Annotated in this window: 20 protein-coding genes, 1 tRNA gene and 2 riboswitches; of the genes, 6 read left to right on the top strand and 15 right to left on the bottom strand. The window is 47.7% G+C overall.

Features of this window, described 5'->3' with window-relative positions:
* Positions 1-271: 271 nt before the first annotated feature.
* The 5 genes from ispG to LOZ80_RS01685 form a co-directional block, all read right to left on the bottom strand.
* Entirely contained in the window at positions 272-1,369 is a 1,098-nt protein-coding gene (ispG, locus tag LOZ80_RS01705) for a flavodoxin-dependent (E)-4-hydroxy-3-methylbut-2-enyl-diphosphate synthase (protein ID WP_238169807.1), read from the bottom strand.
* 96 nt (positions 1,370-1,465) lie between these two features.
* Positions 1,466-2,734: an ATP-dependent protease ATP-binding subunit ClpX gene (gene clpX / locus LOZ80_RS01700; protein WP_189013506.1), complete on the bottom strand. Its 1,269-nt coding sequence runs from the start codon at positions 2,732-2,734 to the stop codon at positions 1,466-1,468.
* Between the two features lie 12 nt (positions 2,735-2,746).
* Entirely contained in the window at positions 2,747-3,337 is a 591-nt protein-coding gene (clpP, locus tag LOZ80_RS01695) for an ATP-dependent Clp endopeptidase proteolytic subunit ClpP (protein WP_238169806.1), read from the bottom strand.
* A 199-nt stretch (positions 3,338-3,536) separates the two neighbouring features.
* Positions 3,537-4,838 carry a trigger factor gene (gene tig / locus LOZ80_RS01690; protein WP_238169805.1) on the bottom strand — a complete coding sequence of 434 codons (1,302 nt, stop codon included), beginning with the start codon at positions 4,836-4,838 and terminating at the stop codon, positions 3,537-3,539.
* Positions 4,839-4,947: 109 nt separating this feature from the next.
* Positions 4,948-5,838 (bottom strand): hypothetical protein, encoded by an 891-nt coding sequence (locus tag LOZ80_RS01685; RefSeq protein ID WP_238169804.1) that lies wholly within the window; start codon positions 5,836-5,838, stop codon positions 4,948-4,950.
* 180 nt (positions 5,839-6,018) lie between these two features.
* Between LOZ80_RS01685 and LOZ80_RS01680 the strand changes: the two genes are divergently transcribed.
* The 5 genes from LOZ80_RS01680 (at position 6,019) to LOZ80_RS01660 (ending at position 9,441) form a co-directional block, all read left to right on the top strand.
* Positions 6,019-6,092, top strand: a tRNA-Arg gene (locus tag LOZ80_RS01680).
* Positions 6,093-6,410: 318 nt separating this feature from the next.
* A riboswitch (cobalamin riboswitch) is annotated at positions 6,411-6,601 on the top strand.
* 152 nt (positions 6,602-6,753) lie between these two features.
* The gene (locus LOZ80_RS01675) at positions 6,754-7,527 is read left to right on the top strand and encodes an energy-coupling factor ABC transporter permease (RefSeq protein WP_238169803.1); all 774 of its coding nucleotides are present in this window, start codon (positions 6,754-6,756) and stop codon (positions 7,525-7,527) included.
* On the top strand, positions 7,524-7,808 hold the full coding sequence (locus tag LOZ80_RS01670; protein ID WP_238169802.1) for an energy-coupling factor ABC transporter substrate-binding protein: 285 nt from the start codon (positions 7,524-7,526) through the stop codon (positions 7,806-7,808). The genes LOZ80_RS01675 and LOZ80_RS01670 overlap by 4 nt, the downstream gene beginning before the upstream one ends.
* Positions 7,805-8,608 carry a cobalt ECF transporter T component CbiQ gene (gene cbiQ / locus LOZ80_RS01665; RefSeq protein WP_238169801.1) on the top strand — a complete coding sequence of 268 codons (804 nt, stop codon included), beginning with the start codon at positions 7,805-7,807 and terminating at the stop codon, positions 8,606-8,608. The genes LOZ80_RS01670 and cbiQ overlap by 4 nt, the downstream gene beginning before the upstream one ends.
* Positions 8,605-9,441 (top strand): energy-coupling factor ABC transporter ATP-binding protein, encoded by an 837-nt coding sequence (locus LOZ80_RS01660; protein WP_238169800.1) that lies wholly within the window; start codon positions 8,605-8,607, stop codon positions 9,439-9,441. Before cbiQ ends, LOZ80_RS01660 begins: the two co-directional genes overlap by 4 nt.
* 94 nt (positions 9,442-9,535) lie before the next feature.
* Here the strand turns inward: LOZ80_RS01660 and LOZ80_RS01655 are convergent, their stop codons facing one another.
* The 8 genes from LOZ80_RS01655 to LOZ80_RS01625 form a co-directional block, all read right to left on the bottom strand.
* Positions 9,536-9,901 carry a (2Fe-2S) ferredoxin domain-containing protein gene (locus LOZ80_RS01655; RefSeq protein ID WP_238169799.1) on the bottom strand — a complete coding sequence of 122 codons (366 nt, stop codon included), beginning with the start codon at positions 9,899-9,901 and terminating at the stop codon, positions 9,536-9,538.
* 15 nt (positions 9,902-9,916) lie between these two features.
* Positions 9,917-10,672, bottom strand: coding sequence for an ABC transporter ATP-binding protein (locus LOZ80_RS01650; RefSeq protein WP_238169798.1), 756 nt, complete (start codon positions 10,670-10,672; stop codon positions 9,917-9,919).
* A gap of 10 nt (positions 10,673-10,682) precedes the next feature.
* Complete coding sequence (locus tag LOZ80_RS01645; RefSeq protein WP_238169797.1) at positions 10,683-12,446, bottom strand: dipeptide/oligopeptide/nickel ABC transporter permease/ATP-binding protein; 1,764 nt, start codon at positions 12,444-12,446, stop codon at positions 10,683-10,685.
* The gene (gene nikB / locus LOZ80_RS01640) at positions 12,439-13,407 is read right to left on the bottom strand and encodes a nickel ABC transporter permease (protein ID WP_189013528.1); all 969 of its coding nucleotides are present in this window, start codon (positions 13,405-13,407) and stop codon (positions 12,439-12,441) included. The genes LOZ80_RS01645 and nikB overlap by 8 nt, the downstream gene beginning before the upstream one ends.
* The gene (locus LOZ80_RS01635; RefSeq protein WP_238169796.1) at positions 13,404-14,981 is read right to left on the bottom strand and encodes an ABC transporter substrate-binding protein; all 1,578 of its coding nucleotides are present in this window, start codon (positions 14,979-14,981) and stop codon (positions 13,404-13,406) included. The genes nikB and LOZ80_RS01635 overlap by 4 nt, the downstream gene beginning before the upstream one ends.
* A 477-nt stretch (positions 14,982-15,458) precedes the next feature.
* Positions 15,459-15,664, bottom strand: a riboswitch (cobalamin riboswitch).
* Between the two features lie 99 nt (positions 15,665-15,763).
* Positions 15,764-15,895: a hypothetical protein gene (locus tag LOZ80_RS39100; RefSeq protein ID WP_268240227.1), complete on the bottom strand. Its 132-nt coding sequence runs from the start codon at positions 15,893-15,895 to the stop codon at positions 15,764-15,766.
* A gap of 128 nt (positions 15,896-16,023) precedes the next feature.
* Positions 16,024-16,137, bottom strand: a complete 114-nt coding sequence (locus LOZ80_RS01630; RefSeq protein WP_189020902.1) for a DUF4023 family protein — start codon at positions 16,135-16,137, stop codon at positions 16,024-16,026.
* 46 nt (positions 16,138-16,183) lie between these two features.
* On the bottom strand, positions 16,184-16,540 hold the full coding sequence (locus LOZ80_RS01625) for a hypothetical protein (protein ID WP_238169795.1): 357 nt from the start codon (positions 16,538-16,540) through the stop codon (positions 16,184-16,186).
* 178 nt (positions 16,541-16,718) lie between these two features.
* Here LOZ80_RS01625 and asnB point away from each other — a divergent pair, with 178 nt between their 5' ends.
* Positions 16,719-18,563 (top strand): asparagine synthase (glutamine-hydrolyzing), encoded by a 1,845-nt coding sequence (gene asnB, locus LOZ80_RS01620; RefSeq protein ID WP_238169794.1) that lies wholly within the window; start codon positions 16,719-16,721, stop codon positions 18,561-18,563.
* A 50-nt stretch (positions 18,564-18,613) separates the two neighbouring features.
* Here the strand turns inward: asnB and LOZ80_RS01615 are convergent, their stop codons facing one another.
* Entirely contained in the window at positions 18,614-19,261 is a 648-nt protein-coding gene (locus LOZ80_RS01615; protein ID WP_238169793.1) for an XTP/dITP diphosphatase, read from the bottom strand.
* Positions 19,245-20,003, bottom strand: a complete 759-nt coding sequence (rph, locus tag LOZ80_RS01610) for a ribonuclease PH (RefSeq protein ID WP_238169792.1) — start codon at positions 20,001-20,003, stop codon at positions 19,245-19,247. The genes LOZ80_RS01615 and rph overlap by 17 nt, the downstream gene beginning before the upstream one ends.
* Between the last annotated feature and the right edge of the window lie 126 nt (positions 20,004-20,129).

Below are 20,129 nucleotides of genomic sequence, written 5' to 3'. Positions count from 1 at the left end.
GCAAATTCATGGTCATTCTCCTTATAGTCATTTCATCATTAGCAAAACTTGCGACTTTTGAGCAAGCTTTCCAGTTTTATTCATTATGCTTCTCTTAGCCCACAAATATGCGCTCTTAGGTCTATAAAAAAGCAAAAGGAACCTACGCAGGTTAGTATCCTGCGGGTTCCTATTTGAGCACTAGTTCCTTATTCTCATAATGTTATTATAAGTACACAAAGACCATCAGGACTTGCCCTGATGGTCTAATATCGCCTTGTTATGATAACGATTAGTGTTTGCGGCCAGGAATGACACCTGTCTTTGTATATGAATCAACAATGATATCAATTTCTTTTTTGAGCTCAGCGAGTAATTCTGCTTCAGGCACTTTACGAATCATTTCTCCGTAGCGGAACAACATGCCTTCACCACGAGCGCCTGCGATGCCGATATCGGCTTCACGAGCTTCTCCTGGGCCGTTAACCGCACAACCCAACACAGATACCTTGATGGGCACCTTGATTTTGGAGATGTACTCTTCAACCTCGTTAGCAATCGAGAATAGATCAATATCCAAACGACCGCAGGTCGGACAGGATACTAGCGTTGCGGCATTCGTAATCAAACCGAAAGTTTTGAGCAGCTCGCGAGCCACTTTGATCTCTTCAACTGGATCTGCGCTGAGCGAGATACGAAGTGTATTCCCGATCCCCATATTCAGCAAAGTACCAATACCTGCGGCGCTCTTCACAGCTCCCGTAAAAAGCGTTCCCGCTTCTGTAATCCCCAGGTGGAGTGGATAATTGAAGGCTTGGGCCGCTTGTGAATAGGCAGCAATGGCCATCGGCACATCAGAAGCTTTGAGGGACACGATAATATCATGGAAATCCAGCTCTTCCAGGATATTAATGTGGAACAAAGCACTTTCTACCATCGCTTCCGGCGTTGGATATCCATACTTCTCGAGCAGGTGATGTTCCAATGAACCGGCATTGACTCCAATGCGAATGGGAATCCCACGTTCTTTGCAAGCTTTAACGACCGCTTCCACTTTCTCGCGACGGCCGATATTGCCTGGGTTGATACGGACTTTATCGATCCCATTCTCAATCGCAGCAAGCGCCAAACGATAGTCAAAATGGATATCTGAAACGAGCGGAATATGAATCTGTTTCTTAATTTCTTTAATCGCTTCAGCAGCTTCCTTGTTGTTGACGGTAACTCGTACCAATTGACAACCGGCTTCTTCAAGACGAAGAATTTCCGCTACGGTCGCTTTCACATCAGCTGTTTTCGTTGTACACATGCTTTGCATGATCACTTCATTGCTGCCGCCGATGGTCAGATCGCCCACTCGTACAGCTCGCGTATCTCTTCTATGGAACATTATGGTTTCTCTCCCCATGACACCAAACATCCTCCGCTCCAATTTCCTTCGAGGAAACCGGATTGGAGGCTGTGTGTTCGTTTATGAAATTATGGGTTACGCACTTTCTTCTTTCTTCTTGCCTGTCGCAGGAGCGCCCTCTTTGGTCGTCAAAACAGGAGTGATCTTGTTTTGAACCGTTTCCTTCGACACCACGCAAGTGGAAACGTCCGTTCTTGAAGGAACCTCGAACATCACATCAAGCATAATGCTCTCAATGATCGCTCTCAGTCCACGCGCACCCGTATTCCGTTTGATCGCTTCTTTGGCAATGGCGTCAAGCGCCTCTGCATCGAATTCGAGCGAAACGTTATCCATTTCAAGCATCTTCTGGTATTGCTTCACAAGCGCATTCTTAGGCTCGGAAAGAATACGCACAAGCGCTGCTTCATCCAGCGGCTCAAGAGTGGAGATAACCGGTAAACGACCTACGAATTCCGGAATTAGACCGAATCTCAGAAGATCCTCTGGCAATACCATGGACAGGTACTCACCTGGTTTCAAATCAACTTTAGCACCATCCGTGCTAAAACCGATTACTTTTTTACCGATTCTGCGTTTGATAATTTGCTCAAGACCGTCAAAAGCCCCACCACAAATAAACAGAATATTCGTTGTGTCGATTTGAATGAATTCTTGGTGCGGATGCTTGCGTCCACCTTGTGGAGGAACGGAAGCTACTGTACCCTCAAGAATTTTCAGCAAAGCTTGCTGTACGCCTTCACCGGAAACATCTCGAGTAATCGAAGGGTTCTCGGATTTGCGTGCAACTTTATCAATCTCATCGATGTAGATAATGCCGCGCTCGGCCTTCTCTACATCATAATCAGCAGCTTGAATCAATTTGAGCAAAATGTTCTCAACGTCTTCCCCTACATATCCCGCTTCTGTCAATGAAGTGGCATCTGCGATCGCGAAAGGCACGTTCAGAATTTTGGCTAGTGTTTGCGCCAGCAACGTTTTACCGCTACCTGTTGGCCCTAGAAGGACGATGTTACTCTTTTGAAGTTCAACGTCTTCCAGTTTATTTTGGGAATTAATCCGTTTGTAGTGATTATAAACCGCTACAGCCAGTGATTTCTTAGCTTGTTCTTGACCGATAACATACTGATCCAAAATGTTGCGAATTTCCTTTGGTTTCGGAACATCCTTCAGATCAAGCTCTTCTTCATGACCTAATTCTTCTTCCACAATCTCCGTGCAAAGCTCTATACATTCATCACAAATGTAAACTCCCGGACCTGCAACAAGTTTGCGAACTTGATCCTGGGATTTTCCACAAAAGGAACATTTGAGTTGGCCTTTTTCATCGTTAAATTTAAACATGGGATCACTCCTTTATTTCAAGTCGTTTCGAGTGATAACCTCGTCGATTAACCCATATGCCTTCGCTTCATCAGCGCTCATAAAGTTATCCCGGTCGGTGTCTCTTTCGATCTTATCAAGCGGCTGTCCCGTACGGTCCACATAAATCTGGTTGAGTTTTTGTTTCGTCTTGATAATCCAATCCGCGTGAATCTTGATATCGGTCGCTTGACCTCTAACACCGCCGAGCGGTTGGTGAATCATAACTTCAGCATTCGGCAGCGCGTATCGCTTGCCTTTGGCACCTGCCGTTAAAAGCAAAGAACCCATGCTTGCAGCCATACCTACGCAAATCGTAGATACGTCAGGTTTAATGAATTGCATGGTATCGAAGATACCCATTCCAGCTGTTACAGACCCACCTGGTGAGTTGATGTATAAGTGGATGTCTTTCTCAGGGTCTTGTGCAGATAAAAAGAGCAGCTGGGCAATGACCAAATTAGCCACATCGTCATCAATTGCGGTCCCGATGAATATAATGCGGTCCTTAAGCAGACGCGAGTAGATGTCGTAAGAACGTTCCCCACGAGCCTCTTGTTCAACAACCATAGGAATAAGACTCATTGTACCAACTCCTTTTGCGGCCATAGCCAATGTTCTCCAAAATGGGATTCAGTTACAGTTTAACACGTTTGAGCAGCAAAGTCATTTTTTCAGAGAACTGCTATGTAAGTACGTATTTCTTATGTTCTTGAACAGTTTGCAGGTAAAATAGGGTAAAAGAAAGGCACGTTGCTTACGTACGTGCCTTTACTAACCTTATTTATACAGCTGCGGAAACATGCTTGCTATTTTCAAGCAAGAAGTCAACTGTTTTTCTGATAACAAGATCATTGCTCAGACCTTCTAGGCTGCCGTTAGATGCGAACAGTTCACGAAGTTCTTCTGTTGTCTTTTGGTAGGAAGAGGCATATTTCTCAAGTTCCACATTAACTTCTTCGTCGGAAACTGTGATTTTTTCTGCCGCTGCGATGGCTTCAAGAACCAAATTGTTGCGAACACGCTTGTCAGCATCTTCTCTCATTTGTTCTTTCAGCACGCTCTCGTTTTGACCGGAGAACTGGAAGTAAATCTCAAGCGTCATGCCTTGGGAGCGAAGACGTCTTTCGAATTCTTTCACCATAACATCAAGCTCTGCTTCTACCATGGAAGCTGGAATCTCAACATCAGCGTTAGCTGCAGCTTTTTCAACAACAGCTGTTTCCAGAGCAGCCTCTGAATCTTTTTCTTTGCGCTCTTGCAGACGTTTTTGCAATTCTTCTTTGTACTCAACAAGTGTATCGTACTCGCTTACGTCTTTTGCAAACTCATCATCAAGTTCTGGCAAGTTTTTGCGTTTGATATCGTGAATTAACACTTTGAATACAGCTTCTTTACCTTTAAGATCTTCGGAGTGGTAGTTTTCTGGGAAGCTAACGTTAACTTCCTTTTCTTCGCCTTTTCCAAGACCAACAAGCTGCTCTTCGAATCCTGGGATGAAAGAGTTCGATCCAAGCTCAAGGGAGTATTTCTCCGCTTTGCCGCCTTCGAATGCTTCACCGTCCACGAATCCTTCGAAATCAAGAACGACCACGTCGCCGTTAGCTGCTTGTCCTTCTTCAAGAACAACCAATTCAGCGTGACGTTGTTGCAAACGCGTAAGCTCTTCGTTCAATTCTTCTTCTGTAACCGCTGCGCTAACTGCTTCTACTTCGATACCTTTGTAGTCGCCAAGCGTAACTTCAGGTTTAACCGTTACTTTAGCTTTGAACTTAAGAACTTGACCTTTGGCGAATTGCTCAACGTCAACTTCAGGGCGATCAACAGGCTCGATTTTGACTTCTTCAATCGCTTCTACGTAAACTTCTGGCAGAATGATATCCAAAGCATCTTGGTACAAGCTTTCTACACCAAATTTAGCTTCAAAGATAGAACGTGGTACTTTCCCTTTACGGAAACCTGGAACATTTACTTTCGCTGATACCTTTTTGAATGCTTTATCCAAAGCATCTGCGACGCGCTCTGCGCCAACTTCCACTTCAAGAACGCCTACGTTCTTCTCTATTTTTTCCCAACTTGCTTTCATTTTATGCTTTCCCCTCCAAAAATGTACGATGACATATTTTCACGTTACGCTCATTATAACCATTCTATTATAACATATAACAATTTCATTTCAAGGCGACCTTTTGGAGCTACGAAAGTTCATGGGTAAACTGCTTCACAAACGCCTGCAGCACTAGGTGTGCCCGCTTCCATTGCAGGGTCATCGAATCCACAATCCCATAGTTATCTAGTATTTCTTCACGGTTCACCGTACCAAATAATTTCTCTTGCAGAATCGCGTGCAGCGCGGATGCCCACACGTCGACCGCCCCTTCTTCCGCACTAAGCAGATCCGTGTAGATGGATGTGCCATAGGCGTAGGCCAGAAACTCCTGCCACGTTTGTCTGGCAAAATACACGAAGTCAGGTTGGCTGATTTCACTAATGTCCCCTACCCGGCGAATCATATCACGAATCCGCAATGGAAATTCTTCGGGACCTAGCGGCGTCTCCTCAATCTCCACGGCAACCTTTTTCCCATTCTTGGGAAACTCGATAAAGCCATGTTCACCCATGTGCTTGAGCGCTTGCAGCGCTTTGAATTGAATGTGCGGATGCCGGGGCCGTTCACTGAGCCATTCCTTAACCGATTGGCTGACCTCCTCTTGGTCGATGAAACCGAGCTGTTCAAGCGCACTGACCTGCTGCTCCAATGTGCCTTCTCTTAACAGATTCAGCAATTTAAGCGTAAATCCTTCATCCGTTGTTTTTTCTTTTATGTATTGCCTTAAAAGTTCCTTCTCCTCTTCCTCATCCTCTTCAGGCGGAGCCGCGCCCGGAAACATCGTTTCTGGAAACATGGTGTAGAGCCAATGACGCAATGCTTCCCATTGATCCGTTTTACTTGCTTCGACATTTGGGAACTGGAGTAGAAAAGTAAGCAGTTGAAGAGCATCCGTGTATTGCTCAGTTCGCAGAAAGCGAGTCAACTCTTCTTCGTAGTACTGCTCTGTTTTGGGAAAAAGAATTAAATTATTCATAGATGGTTCTGTTATGGTCATCACCTCAGAAATCATGGTCTTGCTGGTCACAGTTTACTTGATTGTCAGAGTGATTGCAAAATAATTATGAATCGAGGGTTGACTTCCTATAAAATGATATGATATATTAACTCTCGCTTCGCTAAACGGATTCATTCCGCTAGGTAAGAAGAGGTTTATGTCTCAGTAGCTCAGCTGGATAGAGCACACGCCTTCTAAGCGTGCGGTCGGGGGTTCGAATCCCTCCTGGGACGTCATGCAAGTTCGAAAGACCGCGAGAAATCGCGGTCTTTTTTTGTTTTATTTAGATAGAGGGTATACTTGGTTCCACCTCTTGATAAGAGTCTCCAAGGACTTCTATTCGTGTAAAATAGCCACCCTCGGCACAAATAAGAGCTCTTTGAGACTCCTACCGCTTCTTGTTTGGGGGTTTTTGCGCGTTTCACCGAAGATAAAAGCCCCCAAAGACTTCTATTCACGATAAAAACTACCTTTTTGTGCAAATAGGGGCTGCCAGAGACTCTTATCTTGCTACGAATCTTTCAATTTGTGCTATAATCATCTCAATTACATAAGTTCGAATAAATGAGGTGCCCTTGTTCGCAACAAGGGGTAACAGGGAATCGGGTGCAAATCCCGAGCGGTCCCGCCACTGTATTCGGGGAGTTTCTTTCTATCAATGTCACTTGATATGTCATCAGGGAAGGCCGAAAGAAAACGAAGATCCGAGAGCCAGGAGACCTACCTTCATTTATGTACCCACAACCCTTCGCGGAAAGGAGCGGTGTACGTCAGTCCTTCGACAAAGCCGTTTCTTTGTCGTGTATTCGTACGTACCCACGACCTGTCCACATGGATTGGTCTTTTTTGTTTGGACTTATTTATATTCGATGAAAAAAGGAGATTTCCGAAAAAATGTCAATCAAATCAAAAAGAATGTCAAGCTTTCTGCTGCTTGTGATCGGATTTGCGCTCTATCTATTTATCAATGAACCTCAATCCGCCTATGCAATGCACATTATGGAGGGGTTCCTGCCTGTGGGCTGGGCTATTTTCTGGTGGGTCGCTTTCCTCCCATTCTTCTTCCTCGGACTGCGTTCCCTCATTAAGATTACCAAAGAAAACCCCGAGCTCAAAATTATGCTCGGGCTTGCCGGAGCGTTCACTTTCGTGCTCTCCGCACTGAAGATTCCATCCGTTACGGGGAGCAGCTCCCATCCGACAGGTACGGGTCTTGGAGCTGTAATGTTCGGGCCGCTGCCTATGAGCGTGCTGGGCTCCATTGTATTGATGTTCCAAGCCGTATTGCTCGCGCATGGCGGGCTTACAACACTCGGAGCTAACGCTTTCTCCATGGCCCTTGCAGGCCCGGTTGTCGGTTTCTTCATCTATAGGTTCATGATGAAAACGACAGGCAAGCAGAAATGGTCCATTTTCCTGGCAGCTGCCTTGGCTGACTTATCTACCTACGTGGTTACATCCATTCAACTAGCTCTGGCCTTCCCGGCTGAACAAGGCGGCTTCATTGCTTCTTTCTTTAAATTTGGCGGGATTTTCGCCATCACACAAATCCCGCTTGCTATTAGTGAAGGTATTTTAACCGTATTAATCTGGAATTGGTTGCAAGCTTATAGCCCCAAAGAACTGACGATTCTGCAGCATAAAATGAAAGGAGCATCCGAACAATGAAATCACGCACCAAAAACATTCTCATGCTGATCGCTATTGTACTCTTGGCCGTGCTGCCTCTCGTCCTCGTGAACGGTGAATTCGGCGGTGCCGATGATGCCGCAGAACAATTGATCCAGACCATCCAACCTTCCTATGAACCGTGGTTCTCCTCTTTCTTTGAATTGCCTGCGGAGACAGAAAGCATGCTGTTCGCCCTGCAGGCGGCTATCGGCGCAGGTTTCATCGGTTTTGCTTTTGGACTATTCAAAGGAAGGGCGTCGAAATCCAAGTCCCAATGATGAAACGAATTGATACACTCGCCTACAGCAATGCGTTACGCGACCTTTCCCCGATGTGGAAATGCGCTTTTGCCATGATCATGCTCTTGTTTACTTATATGGCTCATCCGCTCGTTCAAATTCTTCTGGCTATATGGATGACGTTATGGACCGTGGTTTATGCCCGTATTCCGCTGAGGTTTTACATCTCGCTAATTGCCATCGCCTGCTTGTTTTTTGTAGGAAGTGTGCCTGCCCTTATCATTGAAATCCAGCCATTGCAAGCAAGCTATCCTGGTCTTCATGAGGTGGCAAGCCTAACCTTTCTGAATTGGCATTTATTCATTACTTCGTCGGGACTCCTGCTTGTGGGACAACTGTTCGCTCGCATTGTCGCCTGTCTGTCCTGCATGACTTTTATTATTTGCAGCACCCCTTTTGCGGAATTGCTTCAAGTTTTGAAAAAAGTCCGAGTGCCTAAACTCGTATTGGAAATTATGCTGATTATGTACCGGATTTTATTTATGCTTTTTGAAACAGCCCAAGATATGTATGTCGCGCAGCAAGCCAGAGGCGGCCAGAACGGCTTCCGCAACCGCCTGAGAGATACAGCCACTTTAATTGTCCAAATGTTTATCAAAACGATGCAGCAGTATAAATCGCTGTCCAATGGGCTCGTCTCCAGAGGCTTCACGGAAGACATCCACATGGCGCCCTACCAAGCTAAACCCATACCACTCCGATACAAAGTGGAAAGCAGCGTAGGATTCACTCTTTTGCTGCTGCTCGAATTATGGCTTCGCTGGAGGAGTGCCCTATGAGTGCAATATTTGAAACCCTGGCCGTGAGCTTCAGCTATCCAGGAACGCAAACCAAGGCTCTCAACGAGCTGAACATCGCGATCCCCGAAGGAAAAAAAACGGCCATTTGCGGTCACAATGGTTCCGGTAAGTCAACGTTATTCCTCCATACGATTGGCATTCACGAGCCTGCGTCAGGCCAGGTTTTGTGGAAGAACATGCCTTTGAAGTATGAACGCAAAGCTCTGAAGCAGCTGCGTCAGGACATTGGTCTCGTCTTTCAAGATCCAGAGCAGCAGCTCATTTTGAATACCCCTTACGAAGATGTTACCTATGGACTGCGCAATGCCGGAATGCCTGAGCCAGAAATCAAGCATCGTGCTGAAGCCATCTTGCGCACGATGCGCATCGAGCATTTGGCCCATACACCGATCCATCATTTGAGTCTCGGCCAGAAGAAGCGAGTAGCGCTGGCTGGCGTGCTCGTCCTTGAACCAAAGCTGCTGCTGCTGGATGAACCTACAGCCTATTTGGACCGCATCTCCGAACAACAGCTTATCGAAGAGCTTGATCGTATTCATCATCGCGGAATCACGCTTGTCATGGCAACTCATGATATGAATCTTGCCTATGCATGGGCCGATTGGGTTCTTGTTCTGGATCGTGGTCAATGTGTAATGGCAGGTACGCCATCCGATATTTTCAGCCAGACGGAAACTATTCAATCGCTGGGATTGGATAAACCTATGCTGCTGGATTTGTGGGAATCCTTACCTGAAGCAAACAGGGAAGGCGTCAGTGCACCAAGAAATGTAGCGGATTTCAAAAGCCATTTACTTAAAAGCTTTTCATAAAAAAGAGGCTTTCCTTGCAAGGTTGAAAACCTTGCGGGAAGCCTCTTTTGTGTTCCTATATCAGTGAATGAAGTATCGACGATTGCGGTTCATGCTACTGCTTGATGCGGCTAACGCCAGTTCGCCCTTTGCCTGTGGGTACAAAGCTATCCTCATAGGTGTAGATCATATGATCCTCCAAAGGCCGGCCCTCCAGGAGATGCTCGCGGACCAGTCTTCTTCCTGATTCCGGTGTCATCTCTTTATACCAAACCCCTTGCGGATACACAGTAACCACACAGGCATCCTCGCAGCGTCCATTGCATCTTGTGCGTGTAGTATGGATGAGACCCTCTGCACCATGCAGAGCAATTTCATCACGAATAGCCAGGGTCGTTTCATCCCCCATTTTCTTGAGACAGGAACCGCCATTGCAAATTAATACATGATGCTTCACTGTAGATAAATCCCAAGTACTCATAACGTCCTCCTTGCTTTACGTAAATTTCGGATAATGCGGCACGTCCGCAAGCAGTGAGCGGGTATAGGAATGCTTCGGATCGGCCAAAATATCCTGCGTCCTGCCCTGCTCGACGATTAGACCCTCATGCAAAACAAGAAGCCGATCACAGAGTGAAGCGACTACTGCAATATCATGGGAGATAAATAAGTAGCTAACCTGCCGGGTTTGATGCAGGGTATGCAGCAGCTCGATGACTTGGGCTTGCACCGATACATCCAGTGCCGAAAGACATTCATCCAGGATGATCAACTCAGGCTCTGCCACAAGCGCCCGGGCGATGCATACGCGCTGACATTGGCCTGTACTCAGCTCATGCGGGTAGCGGCTCAGGAAGGATTCATTCAATCCGACTGCCTCAAGCAGCTCGGCATATACCCGGTCTTGTTCTTGCGGACGACTTTGGTGTGCCTGGAATTGCAGAAACGCCTCACTTAGGCTTCGTTTCATCGTCCAGGCCGGGTTTAAGCTGTTTCTCGGGTCTTGAAACACGATCTGAATCGATTTGCGCGATGTCTGGCGAACACGCTTGTTCGCCAGGGATGCTCCATACCACTGCATGCTTCCTTCATCTGGACGTTCCAGATCCATCAAGCAGCGTGCCAATGTGCTTTTCCCTGAGCCGGACATGCCGATTAAACCGACACTTTCGCCAGGCGCTATCGTAAATGTGACGTTTTGGAGCACTTTTTTCTTTGCGTAAGCTTTGGATACGCCATCAACGACCAGCATAGACCGTACCTCATCTTTCCACCGGCACCTGAGCCAGTTCCTCTGACCTAATAGATGAAGAAGGCATCTTAGGTATAGCATCTAGTAATTGTCGCGTGTAAGCATGCGCAGGGTTCGTGAATACCTGCTGAATATCGCCTGTCTCCACAACCTGACCACCGCGCATCACACAGACGCGATCAGCGATTTGAGCAACTAGCCGCAGATCATGCGAAATAAAGATAAGAGCCATCTGATGTTTCAAACGCAGCTCATTCAACAGTTCCATGATTCTAGCCTGGGTGCTTACATCAAGCGCTGTTGTCGGCTCGTCCGCCACGATAATATCGGGTTGATGAATCATCGCCATCGCGATGACGACACGCTGACGCATCCCTCCGCTGAGTTCGTGCGGATAACAGCCATAGGTATCCGCAGACAAACCCATTTGCTCCAGAAGCTCAAGCACCTTCTCTTTGGCAGCCGCCTTCGTCCAAGAACTGCCTCGCATCAGCAGGCATTCGCGCAGCTGCTCGCCGATACGTAGGACTGGATTCAGAGAATCCATTGGATCTTGCGTTATATAGGCAATTCGCCGCCCGCGAATGCGGCGCCAATCCTTCCACCTGTACGCAGAGGTATCCTCTCCGAATAATTGGATTGAACCCTCTTGTTGATGAAGGGGCAGTCTGAGCAAGCCCAATGAAGCAAGCGCGAGTGTGCTCTTGCCTGAGCCGCTCTCCCCCACTAGGCCTAGACATTCACCTGGATACAATCGGAGGTCCACCTTGTGAAGAATAGGAGAAGTGGCTGATTTGCCGTTCTCTTGCAGAGTAATCGTGACGCTGCGCATGTCTAAAATTGGAGCGCCCGACACTCCAGCAGCCCAAGGGGCAATCGGTGGAGGTGCTATGATTTTATGCAATCGTCTGCGCCCAAACAATTGCGGAACTGAAGGTTTGCGCGGTTCCAGTGCATCCTTCAAGATGTCGCCCAAATAATTGGCGGCTAATACGGTAAGCAAGATCGCCATGCCTGGGGCAATAAACAACCAAGGCGCTTCTTCCAGATAGGCTCTGCCTTCGTTCAGCATCGCCCCCCACTCCGGCTGCGGCGGCTTAATCCCCAGCCCCAGGAAGGACATCGAAGCGATGCTAAGCATGATACTCCCCATATCCAGCGTCACCAAGACCAGAATCGGTCCTGCCAAAGCGCCTAGAATATGCGTCCCGATAATTTTCCATGCGGGAATGCCCATAGCTCGAGCGGCCGTCACGTATCCATCCCCCCGGATCGATAGAACATAACTGCGAATCATACGGGCATACGAGGGCCAGGAGACAGCCGCGACAGCAATAAGCAAGCTGGGCAATCCTGCGCCTAGTAAAGTAGCGAGCGTTATTGCTAGAACCATTTGCGGAAAGGAGAAAAGAACGTCCATAATACGGGTCAGGACTGTATCCACCCAACCACCGAAATAGCCGGCAGCAAGTCCGACCAACAGACTTATGGAAATCACGATGCTCACCGCTAGGATGGAGGCTCCAATGGAATGGAGCCCGCCATACATCAACCTTGTCCACACATCTCTTCCGTAATTATCCGTTCCGAACCAGTGATCACTCGACGGGACAAGCAGAGAAGCCGAATAATTCACTTTGAGCGGATCTTGAACAGCGAACCAAGGGGCACCAAGCGAGACGATTAGAATTCCGATAAGGAGTACAAGCAGACCAAGTGCAATCGGATCTTTTTGAATAGCTGCAACTAATCTTTGGCGAAACCGCTTATCCACGCTGTCCCTCCTGCTCAACCCTTACTCGCGGATCAAGCCACCGATAGGCGATATCAACGAGAAGATTCAATGAAATGTACACGACAGCTATGAAGAGGACAAATGCCTGAATGACCGGATAATCGCGCCCTGTTATCGCATCCACCGCATAGCGGCCAATACCGGGCCACGCGTAGATGGTCTCCACGATAACGGAACCGCCGATCAATCCCCCCAGAACCAACCCAAAGGAGGTTAGAACAGGGAGCAGCGCATTGGGAAGCGCATGTTTCCCGATCATTTGCAGCCTCGAAAGACCCTTCGCTTCAGCCAGCAGCATATACCGCTGTGAGAATGCTTGCAGCATACTTGTCCGCAGCAATCGCGCGGTAATGGAGGAAAGTCCGATCCCAAGCGTAAGTGCAGGGAGAATCAGATGTTTCATATCGCCTCGTCCCATTGTCGGCAGCCAGCCGAATTTGACCGAGAAGCTATACATAAAGACGAGTCCCAAGAAGAAAGAAGGCACCGAAATCCCGATTAAAGCTATGAATCGACTGATATGATCCAGTGCTCTGCGATGAAACACTGCGCCAGCAATACCGGAAGGAATTGAGATCAGGATCATGACCACAAGGGCAGCAAGCGATAATTCGAGCGTGGCTGGGAAGCGGCTCATAAACTCATCCCAGATCGGTGTTCTGCTGCGAAAGGAAACACCTAAATTTCCTTGGACAATGTGCATAAGCCAATGTCCGTATTGGACCCAGAAGGGCTGATCCAGCCCAAGGCTCCTTTTCAGCTCACTTGCATCTTTCTCCAAATCAGTTAGATTCGAGCCAGGATCAAACATGCTGAGCAGCATGGTGCGAGCCGGGTCGCCGGGGATGAAACGCACAAGTGAAAAAACAAGCAGCGTTACACCTAGAAGGACAGGAACCGTCATCGCCAGCCGGATGCATAGATAACGTACTAATTTCATTGTGCGATATACATGGCCGGTGTGATTCTGGTCTTGAGGTTGTCATCTACACCTTGAACTTTTTTATTGTAGGCTGCGCCCCAACGCGTACTATTGTATAAATAAACAATCGGCACATCCTGCTGCACTTTCGTTTGAATTTGCTTTGCAAGTTCAGCCTGTTTCTTGCCATCGAACTCGGAAACCAAAACTTCCAACAGTTTATCTACTTCTGTATTGGAGTAGCCACCATAATTAGAAGCAATGCCTGTGTGGTAGTATGAATTTAATTGCCCTCCAACATCCCCAGTCGCACTTCCGCACGAACAATAGGTCGCAAGCTCAAAGTTGCCGTCCAGCATCATTTGATTGGATGCCGTCGTTTCTACAACGTTTAGTTCAACGGAAATCCCAACTTCTTTGAGCTGTGATTGCAGCGCAACCGCTAGCGGTTGAAAGACCGAATAAGTCAACATTTTATACTGCAGCTTCTGGCCATCTTTGGCACGAATGCCGTCAGAACCAGCTTTCCATCCTGCCTCATCCAATAATTGAGCCGCTTTGGCTTTATCCATTTCCGTGCTCGTTTCAATTGCATATGGGAGACCCGAAGGGAAGTGCCCTGTCGCTTTGGAAGCAAATCCGCGATTCACTCCATCGATCAGTTCCTTGCGATTCACAGCGAGGTTGATCGCTTGGCGCACTTTCGCATCCTGGAGGGATGGCACTTTCTTGATATTGAGCCACAGATTCGAGGTGCTGCCAACAGGAAAATAGGTTTGGAACTTGCTATCCTTTTCGTAGGAAACCCGTTGTTCCACTTCTACGTTCATATCTCCGTCTGCATCACCATTCTTCAGCGCAAGCAAACGAGCTTGACCATCCGTCCCGAGCCTTGATTCAAGGCGCTGCAGTTTAGGCTTGTCACCCCAGTAGCCTGGGAATGCTTCTGCAATCAACAGCTCGCCGGGCGTAAATTGAATGGGCTTCATAAATCCCGTTAAATCGGGCTCTTTATTGAACTTGTCACCGATTAAATCCGCTTGAGCCGCGTTATGTATGGCAAATGCAGCTAATTTAAAGATGAAAGAAGGATCCGGCTTAGGCGTCTGAATTTGCAGATGCGTAGCATCCTTCACAATGAATTGAACGCCGCCAAGTTGAGAAGGTCCGCGTTTATTCAGCTTCTGGTGACGTTCCAGAGCCGCTTTCACAGCGGCCGCATCCATCACGGCACCGCTCCAAAATTTGACGTTAGGCTGCAGCTCAACTTCCCACTGCGTCGGTTCTACGTTCTTCCACGATTTGGCTAGCCAAGGACGAATAGAGCCATCGTCATTCTGATACACAAGCGGTTCGGCGATGCCATCTGACGTAATTCGCTGAGCGTCAATATGGACAGGATCGAGCGAGCGAGGCATATTCAGTGTGACATATTTAAGCACTTGATCTTTGGCAGGGACTGCCGCATTTGCCGAAGATTTGGGCTGAGCAGATGCGCCAGCTTGACCATTGGAACTCGAACAGGCCGATAGAATCACAATCACGATAAGGAATAGAAATGAGACCAGCTTACTGGAATAGCGACTTAACATAGGGAATTGAACCTCCTGAGAATTGTTTAATCGTAATTATTACTATTATTATGAACTGGACATGAATTGTCAATACGAAAACCAGCTTCGCCACCCTGATAGATCCGTCTCTTCTTAGCGGCAAAACTTAGCAAGGGAACCAGGGGACGCTAATTAGGCAAAAAGTAGGCATGCGAGGGTCATAGCGGAACTACAGGGTCTTATTTCCACAAAAAGTTTCAAAATTCGCATAAAACAGCAAAATAACGTACTGTAGTTCCCTCAACCTCACGATACTGACACTTTTGGCTAGAATAGCACACCTCAGTTCCCTTACGTCCGCGCGAGGCAGCTGGAGTAACTCCGCGTTCACTCCAAAACAGATAACTCTTATACTTCTAAAAAAGGCGCCTCCCCTCTTTTAAAAAAAAGGGAAAGACGCCTATCGATGGTATGCGAATAGTTCATCTAACACCTCCCTATCTCCCGTAGGTACATTGTGTGCGTCAAAAATAGGCAGGTCTCCTGGCTTCAAGATCATCATCAAGCGTCTACCTTCCCAATCTACAGCGATCAGTGGCACCCTAGACGTTGACTCCTTTGTTACAGTGGCGGGACCGCGTCGGCTTCGAACCGATCTTCCCTTTTAAGCTTATCCTTGCAATAACTTGCCCAGGATAAACACCTATTTCCGTTATGAAATTACAAAGCTTGTTCCAACTCCTCCCCCATCTTACCGTAATGTCCATAGGCTTACAAGGAAAAAAGCCCCAACTCAAGGTTGGAGCTCTTCGAGATATGGTCTACACAGAAGGACGATTAGGCTGATGATGCCCCGGCTCAGTCGAGGTCAAATTCGATTGCACTTGCGAAGCTTGCTTCGAATTATCAATAGCACTTTGGTTCTTTTCCGTCATATTTTTCTTTTTGCTCATCGCTGCTGCTCCTCCTCTAAGTGAATTAGCCACTCGTTTAGTATGGATCCAACCTGCTTAAACCATGCAAAAAGCAAAAACCTGCAAGGCAATTTCCCTCGCAGGTTCTTGTTTGGTGCCACTCGACCTTAGTGTTTCTTGTGCGGCAAATTACTGCCGGGCTGCTTATCACCTTGTGTCCTGAAGTTCTTCTCGGCTTTCCTCTGCTTGTCATGCAGCTTGCTGATGAAATGACTATCCATGAGCATTCGCCTCCTGAAGAAAGAATGGCACTACATCTTTAGAATGTCACACTAGCTCCAAATTTAAACGCATGGCTAGATTAAGAATCGCCCCTCTGGCTTCGGCATCTGTTTTGACACGCTCGTACAGTTCCTCGAAGTTGCCGCGATTTTGCATAAATTCCGGCTCCGTCTTAATGGCGGTTTGCGTCCAGTTGATCAAGACATTTTCAGCTTGTGTAAGCTCATTGTAAGCACGATGCAAACCAACACGCTCAATGATGTCCTCCAACTCAGCTTGGCCTACTTCAGCCCCCGACTCTTTCAGTTCGGCAATTCGTTTATCCGCTTGATTGCTAATTTGCAAAAAATGTTCTCTGGAGGCCAAGTAATCAATTTGTGCTTTGGAATGTTTCTTTTTCATTGTCATCACCTTCGTCATTTAATATGTAAGAATTGGATTTATTGTAACAGTCCTGTTAGCAAAACACAAAATCCATCTTGTCAGCCATACCTATCCGGCTAGGGACAGACATTATATATCCCAAATTTGCATACCCTTTATCATCATGCTCTCTTCATAAAGAAAGGAAGGAACGTCTATGTGCGGAATAACGGGTTGGATAGATTGGCGGAAAGACTTGACCGGGTACCCGTCCATTCTAGAAAATATGACGGAAACACTCCATTTGCGTGGTCCCGATGCTTCAGGCACCTGGATTTCACAGCATTGCGCGCTTGGGCATCGTCGACTTAGTGTCATGGATCCGGAAAACGGCGCTCAGCCCATGGTTCGGAAACAAGGAGACTACACCTATACCATTGTATATAACGGCGAGCTTTACAACGCCCCTGAATTGAAAAAAGAGCTCGAGCTCCGTGGACATCAATTCCGCACGACCTGCGATACCGAGGTGTTGTTGGTTGCTTTTATTGAATGGGGGCGCGCTTGTGTTGACCGTTTGAATGGCATCTTTGCTTTTGCGGCCTGGAATGATCAGGAGCAATCCCTCTATCTGGTGCGAGATCGGCTTGGCGTAAAGCCGCTTTTTTATTCTCATCAGAATGGCGTTCTTCTATTCGGTTCAGAACCGAAATCCATCCTTGCACATCCGGACTTCAAGGCGGAAGTCGGGGCGGAAGGAATAGCCGAAATCTTCGCTGTCGGACCTGCACGCACGCCAGGGCATGGCATTTACCGCAATATGTCGGAACTCAAACCAGGACAATGCGCAGTGTTCGATCGCAACGGCTTGTCCATTCGCACATATTGGAAGCTGGAGAGCAAACCACATCCAGATGACATTGCGGCAACAGCCCTGCAAGTTCAGAATCTGCTCAATGACACATCCCAACGTCAATTGGCCTCCGATGTCCCCATCTGTACGCTGCTTTCCGGCGGACTCGATTCAAGCGCCTTGACGTCGCTGGCTGCCGCTCACTACAAAGATAGCGGGCAAGGCCCTCTGCATACCTTTTCAGTCGACTACAAAGATAATGACAAGCATTTCAAAGCCAATATCTTTCAACCGAATTCCGATGCTCCGTGGATTAAAAGAATGACAGAACACTTGGGCACCGAACATCATTATATTGAGTTCGACACGCCGGAACTTGTGGAATCATTGAAAACAGCCGTTCTGGCCCGCGATACACCGGGCATGGCTGACGTCGATGGGTCTCTTTATTTATTTTGCCGAGAAATCAAGAAACATGCCACCGTGGCAATCTCCGGGGAAGCAGCGGACGAAATCTTCGGCGGTTATCCATGGTTTCACAGTGAGGAAGCCTTATCGGCCAATACGTTTCCCTGGTCGCTCAAATTGAATAATCGGGTAGATTTATTAGCTCCCGACCTCGTCGATTGGATTAAACCCATCGAATATGTCAGCAATCGCTATCAGCAAGCATTAAGTGAAGTGCCGCGGCTGGCTGGCGAAACTGAGCAAGAAAATCGGATGCGGGAAATGTCCTATTTGAATATTACCCGCTTCATGCCGACCTTGCTCGATCGCAAAGACCGCATGAGCATGGCGGTTGGGCTGGAAGTCCGCGTTCCCTTCTGCGACCATCGGCTCGTTGAATATGTCTGGAATATTCCTTGGGATATCAAAACTTCCGGTGACAGAGAAAAAGGCATTCTGCGCAAAGCCCTCAAAGGCGTTCTTCCAGACGATGTCTTAACCCGCAAAAAAAGTCCTTACCCCAAAACGCACAATCCTAATTATTTGGCTGCCGTGCGAAAATGGGTGTTGGAAATACTCGATGACTCCAGCTCCCCCTTGCTGCCTTTCATCGACGTGAAGAAAATCCGCGCGCTTGCCAGCTCGGACACGAATGATTTTGATCTGCCTTGGTTTGGCCAATTAATGACAGGTCCTCAATTATTCGCCTATTTGGCTCAAGTGGATACCTGGCTGCGCACCTATAAGATCTCTATACGATAAAGTAAAAAAACCTGCTATCCACGCATCAAGTGGTAGCAGGTCTATTTCATTTAGTCCGTTTGATTCGGCAATCGATCCAGAAAGAGCCGCAGCGCTTTGGCGCGATGGCTAATCGCATTTTTCTCTTCCATCGTCAGTTCAGCCATCGTCCTTCCCATCGCAGGAATATAGAACAGCGGGTCGTAACCAAAACCGCTCTCTCCCCGCTCCTCACCGATAATGAAGCCGCGGCAAGCATCCTCCGCCTCGATGATTTCATTAGCCACAGGATCGATTAAAGCCAGCGCACAGACGAAGGATGCTTCGCTAAGCAGCTTCGGGTGGCCCGCTTCAGACAGCAAGTCGCCCGCTGGAGCGGTTTCGCTCAAAGCTTGCAACAGTTTTGCATTATTATCGGCATCTGTGGCTCCTTCTCCAGCGTATCTAGCCGAATAGACGCCTGGATCCCCCCCCAAAGCTTTGACGCATAAACCGGAATCATCAGCTAACACAGGCACGTGGAGGTGTGCCGAAATAATCTGAGCTTTGATCCGCGCATTCTCTGCAAACGTCTTCCCGCTCTCGACAATGTCCGGAAGCTCGGTATAGTCGGCCAAACTGCGAACCTTGTAGCCCTTTGCTCCAAACAGCTTAGCGAACTCTTTGACTTTCCCTTCATTGCGCGTAGCAATGACAACAATATTACTTTGTAGCCGCATGTTGTACACCTCGAATACGATCTGCGATCGGTCCCAGCACTTTGCTTTGCTCTTCAATCATCGTCCGGATGCCTGTTTCGGCAAGTGCCAGCAGCTCATCCAATTCCTTGCGGGAAAAAGGGGCATCCTCGCCCGTACCTTGCACCTCTACGAATTGGCCTTGGCCCGTCATGACGACGTTCATATCCACCTTGGCTTGGGAATCCTCTTCGTAATTCAGGTCCAAACGCGGCGTATCGCCGATCACGCCTACACTGACGGAGGCCAGAAAATCGTTGATCGGGAACTTTGCCAATTTTTTATCATTAGCCAGATTGTTGATCGCAAACGCCATCGCTACAAAAGCACCGGTAATCGACGTCGTACGCGTTCCGCCATCTGCTTGGATCACATCACAATCCAGTGTAATGGATCTCTCGCCCAAGGCTTCCAAGTTCACGACGGAGCGGAGAGCACGCCCAATCAATCGCTGAATCTCCATCGTGCGTCCGCCTTGTTTGCCTTTGGCCGCTTCGCGTTGATTTCTAACTTGCGTGGCTCGCGGCAGCATCGAGTACTCAGCCGTTACCCAACCTTTGCCTTGCCCCTTCATGAAAGGGGGGACGCGTTCTTCCACGGTTGCCGTACAAATAACTTTGGTATCCCCGATCTCAATGAGTACCGATCCTTCTGCATGTTTTATATAATGAGGGGTAATTTTCATCGTACGCAGGTCTTGGTTCGTTCTTCCACCAATTCTCATAACTGTTGTTCTCCTCCTGTTGCTTCCTTCAAAAGCTTTAATCCTTTAAACCCCATTGTAATGTAGTAGAAGTCTTTTGTAAAAAAATTTAAGCTTCTTCCCCAAAAATAACTAAAATAAATAGAA

The sequence above is a fragment of the Paenibacillus sp. HWE-109 genome (genome assembly GCF_022163125.1).
Lineage (GTDB): Bacteria > Bacillota > Bacilli > Paenibacillales > NBRC-103111 > Paenibacillus_E.
The sequence above is the reverse complement of the archived record's forward strand: the minus strand, read 5'-3'. Positions and strand labels throughout refer to the sequence as shown.

Excerpts from the sequence above, each read along its gene's own strand:
- ispG (WP_238169807.1), bottom strand. The coding sequence starts at position 1,369 with ATGTTCCATAGAAGAGATACGCGAGCTGTACGAGTGGGCGATCTGACC.
- clpX (WP_189013506.1), bottom strand. The coding sequence starts at position 2,734 with ATGTTTAAATTTAACGATGAAAAAGGCCAACTCAAATGTTCCTTTTGT.
- clpP (WP_238169806.1), bottom strand. The coding sequence starts at position 3,337 with ATGAGTCTTATTCCTATGGTTGTTGAACAAGAGGCTCGTGGGGAACGT.
- tig (WP_238169805.1), bottom strand. The coding sequence starts at position 4,838 with ATGAAAGCAAGTTGGGAAAAAATAGAGAAGAACGTAGGCGTTCTTGAA.
- LOZ80_RS01685 (WP_238169804.1), bottom strand. The coding sequence starts at position 5,838 with ATGAATAATTTAATTCTTTTTCCCAAAACAGAGCAGTACTACGAAGAA.
- LOZ80_RS01675 (WP_238169803.1), top strand. The coding sequence starts at position 6,754 with ATGTCAATCAAATCAAAAAGAATGTCAAGCTTTCTGCTGCTTGTGATC.
- LOZ80_RS01670 (WP_238169802.1), top strand. The coding sequence starts at position 7,524 with ATGAAATCACGCACCAAAAACATTCTCATGCTGATCGCTATTGTACTC.
- cbiQ (WP_238169801.1), top strand. The coding sequence starts at position 7,805 with ATGATGAAACGAATTGATACACTCGCCTACAGCAATGCGTTACGCGAC.
- LOZ80_RS01660 (WP_238169800.1), top strand. The coding sequence starts at position 8,605 with ATGAGTGCAATATTTGAAACCCTGGCCGTGAGCTTCAGCTATCCAGGA.
- LOZ80_RS01655 (WP_238169799.1), bottom strand. The coding sequence starts at position 9,901 with ATGAGTACTTGGGATTTATCTACAGTGAAGCATCATGTATTAATTTGC.
- LOZ80_RS01650 (WP_238169798.1), bottom strand. The coding sequence starts at position 10,672 with ATGCTGGTCGTTGATGGCGTATCCAAAGCTTACGCAAAGAAAAAAGTG.
- nikB (WP_189013528.1), bottom strand. The coding sequence starts at position 13,407 with ATGAAATTAGTACGTTATCTATGCATCCGGCTGGCGATGACGGTTCCT.
- LOZ80_RS01635 (WP_238169796.1), bottom strand. The coding sequence starts at position 14,981 with ATGTTAAGTCGCTATTCCAGTAAGCTGGTCTCATTTCTATTCCTTATC.
- LOZ80_RS39100 (WP_268240227.1), bottom strand. The coding sequence starts at position 15,895 with ATGAGCAAAAAGAAAAATATGACGGAAAAGAACCAAAGTGCTATTGAT.
- LOZ80_RS01630 (WP_189020902.1), bottom strand. The coding sequence starts at position 16,137 with ATGGATAGTCATTTCATCAGCAAGCTGCATGACAAGCAGAGGAAAGCC.
- LOZ80_RS01625 (WP_238169795.1), bottom strand. The coding sequence starts at position 16,540 with ATGAAAAAGAAACATTCCAAAGCACAAATTGATTACTTGGCCTCCAGA.
- asnB (WP_238169794.1), top strand. The coding sequence starts at position 16,719 with ATGTGCGGAATAACGGGTTGGATAGATTGGCGGAAAGACTTGACCGGG.
- LOZ80_RS01615 (WP_238169793.1), bottom strand. The coding sequence starts at position 19,261 with ATGCGGCTACAAAGTAATATTGTTGTCATTGCTACGCGCAATGAAGGG.
- rph (WP_238169792.1), bottom strand. The coding sequence starts at position 20,003 with ATGAGAATTGGTGGAAGAACGAACCAAGACCTGCGTACGATGAAAATT.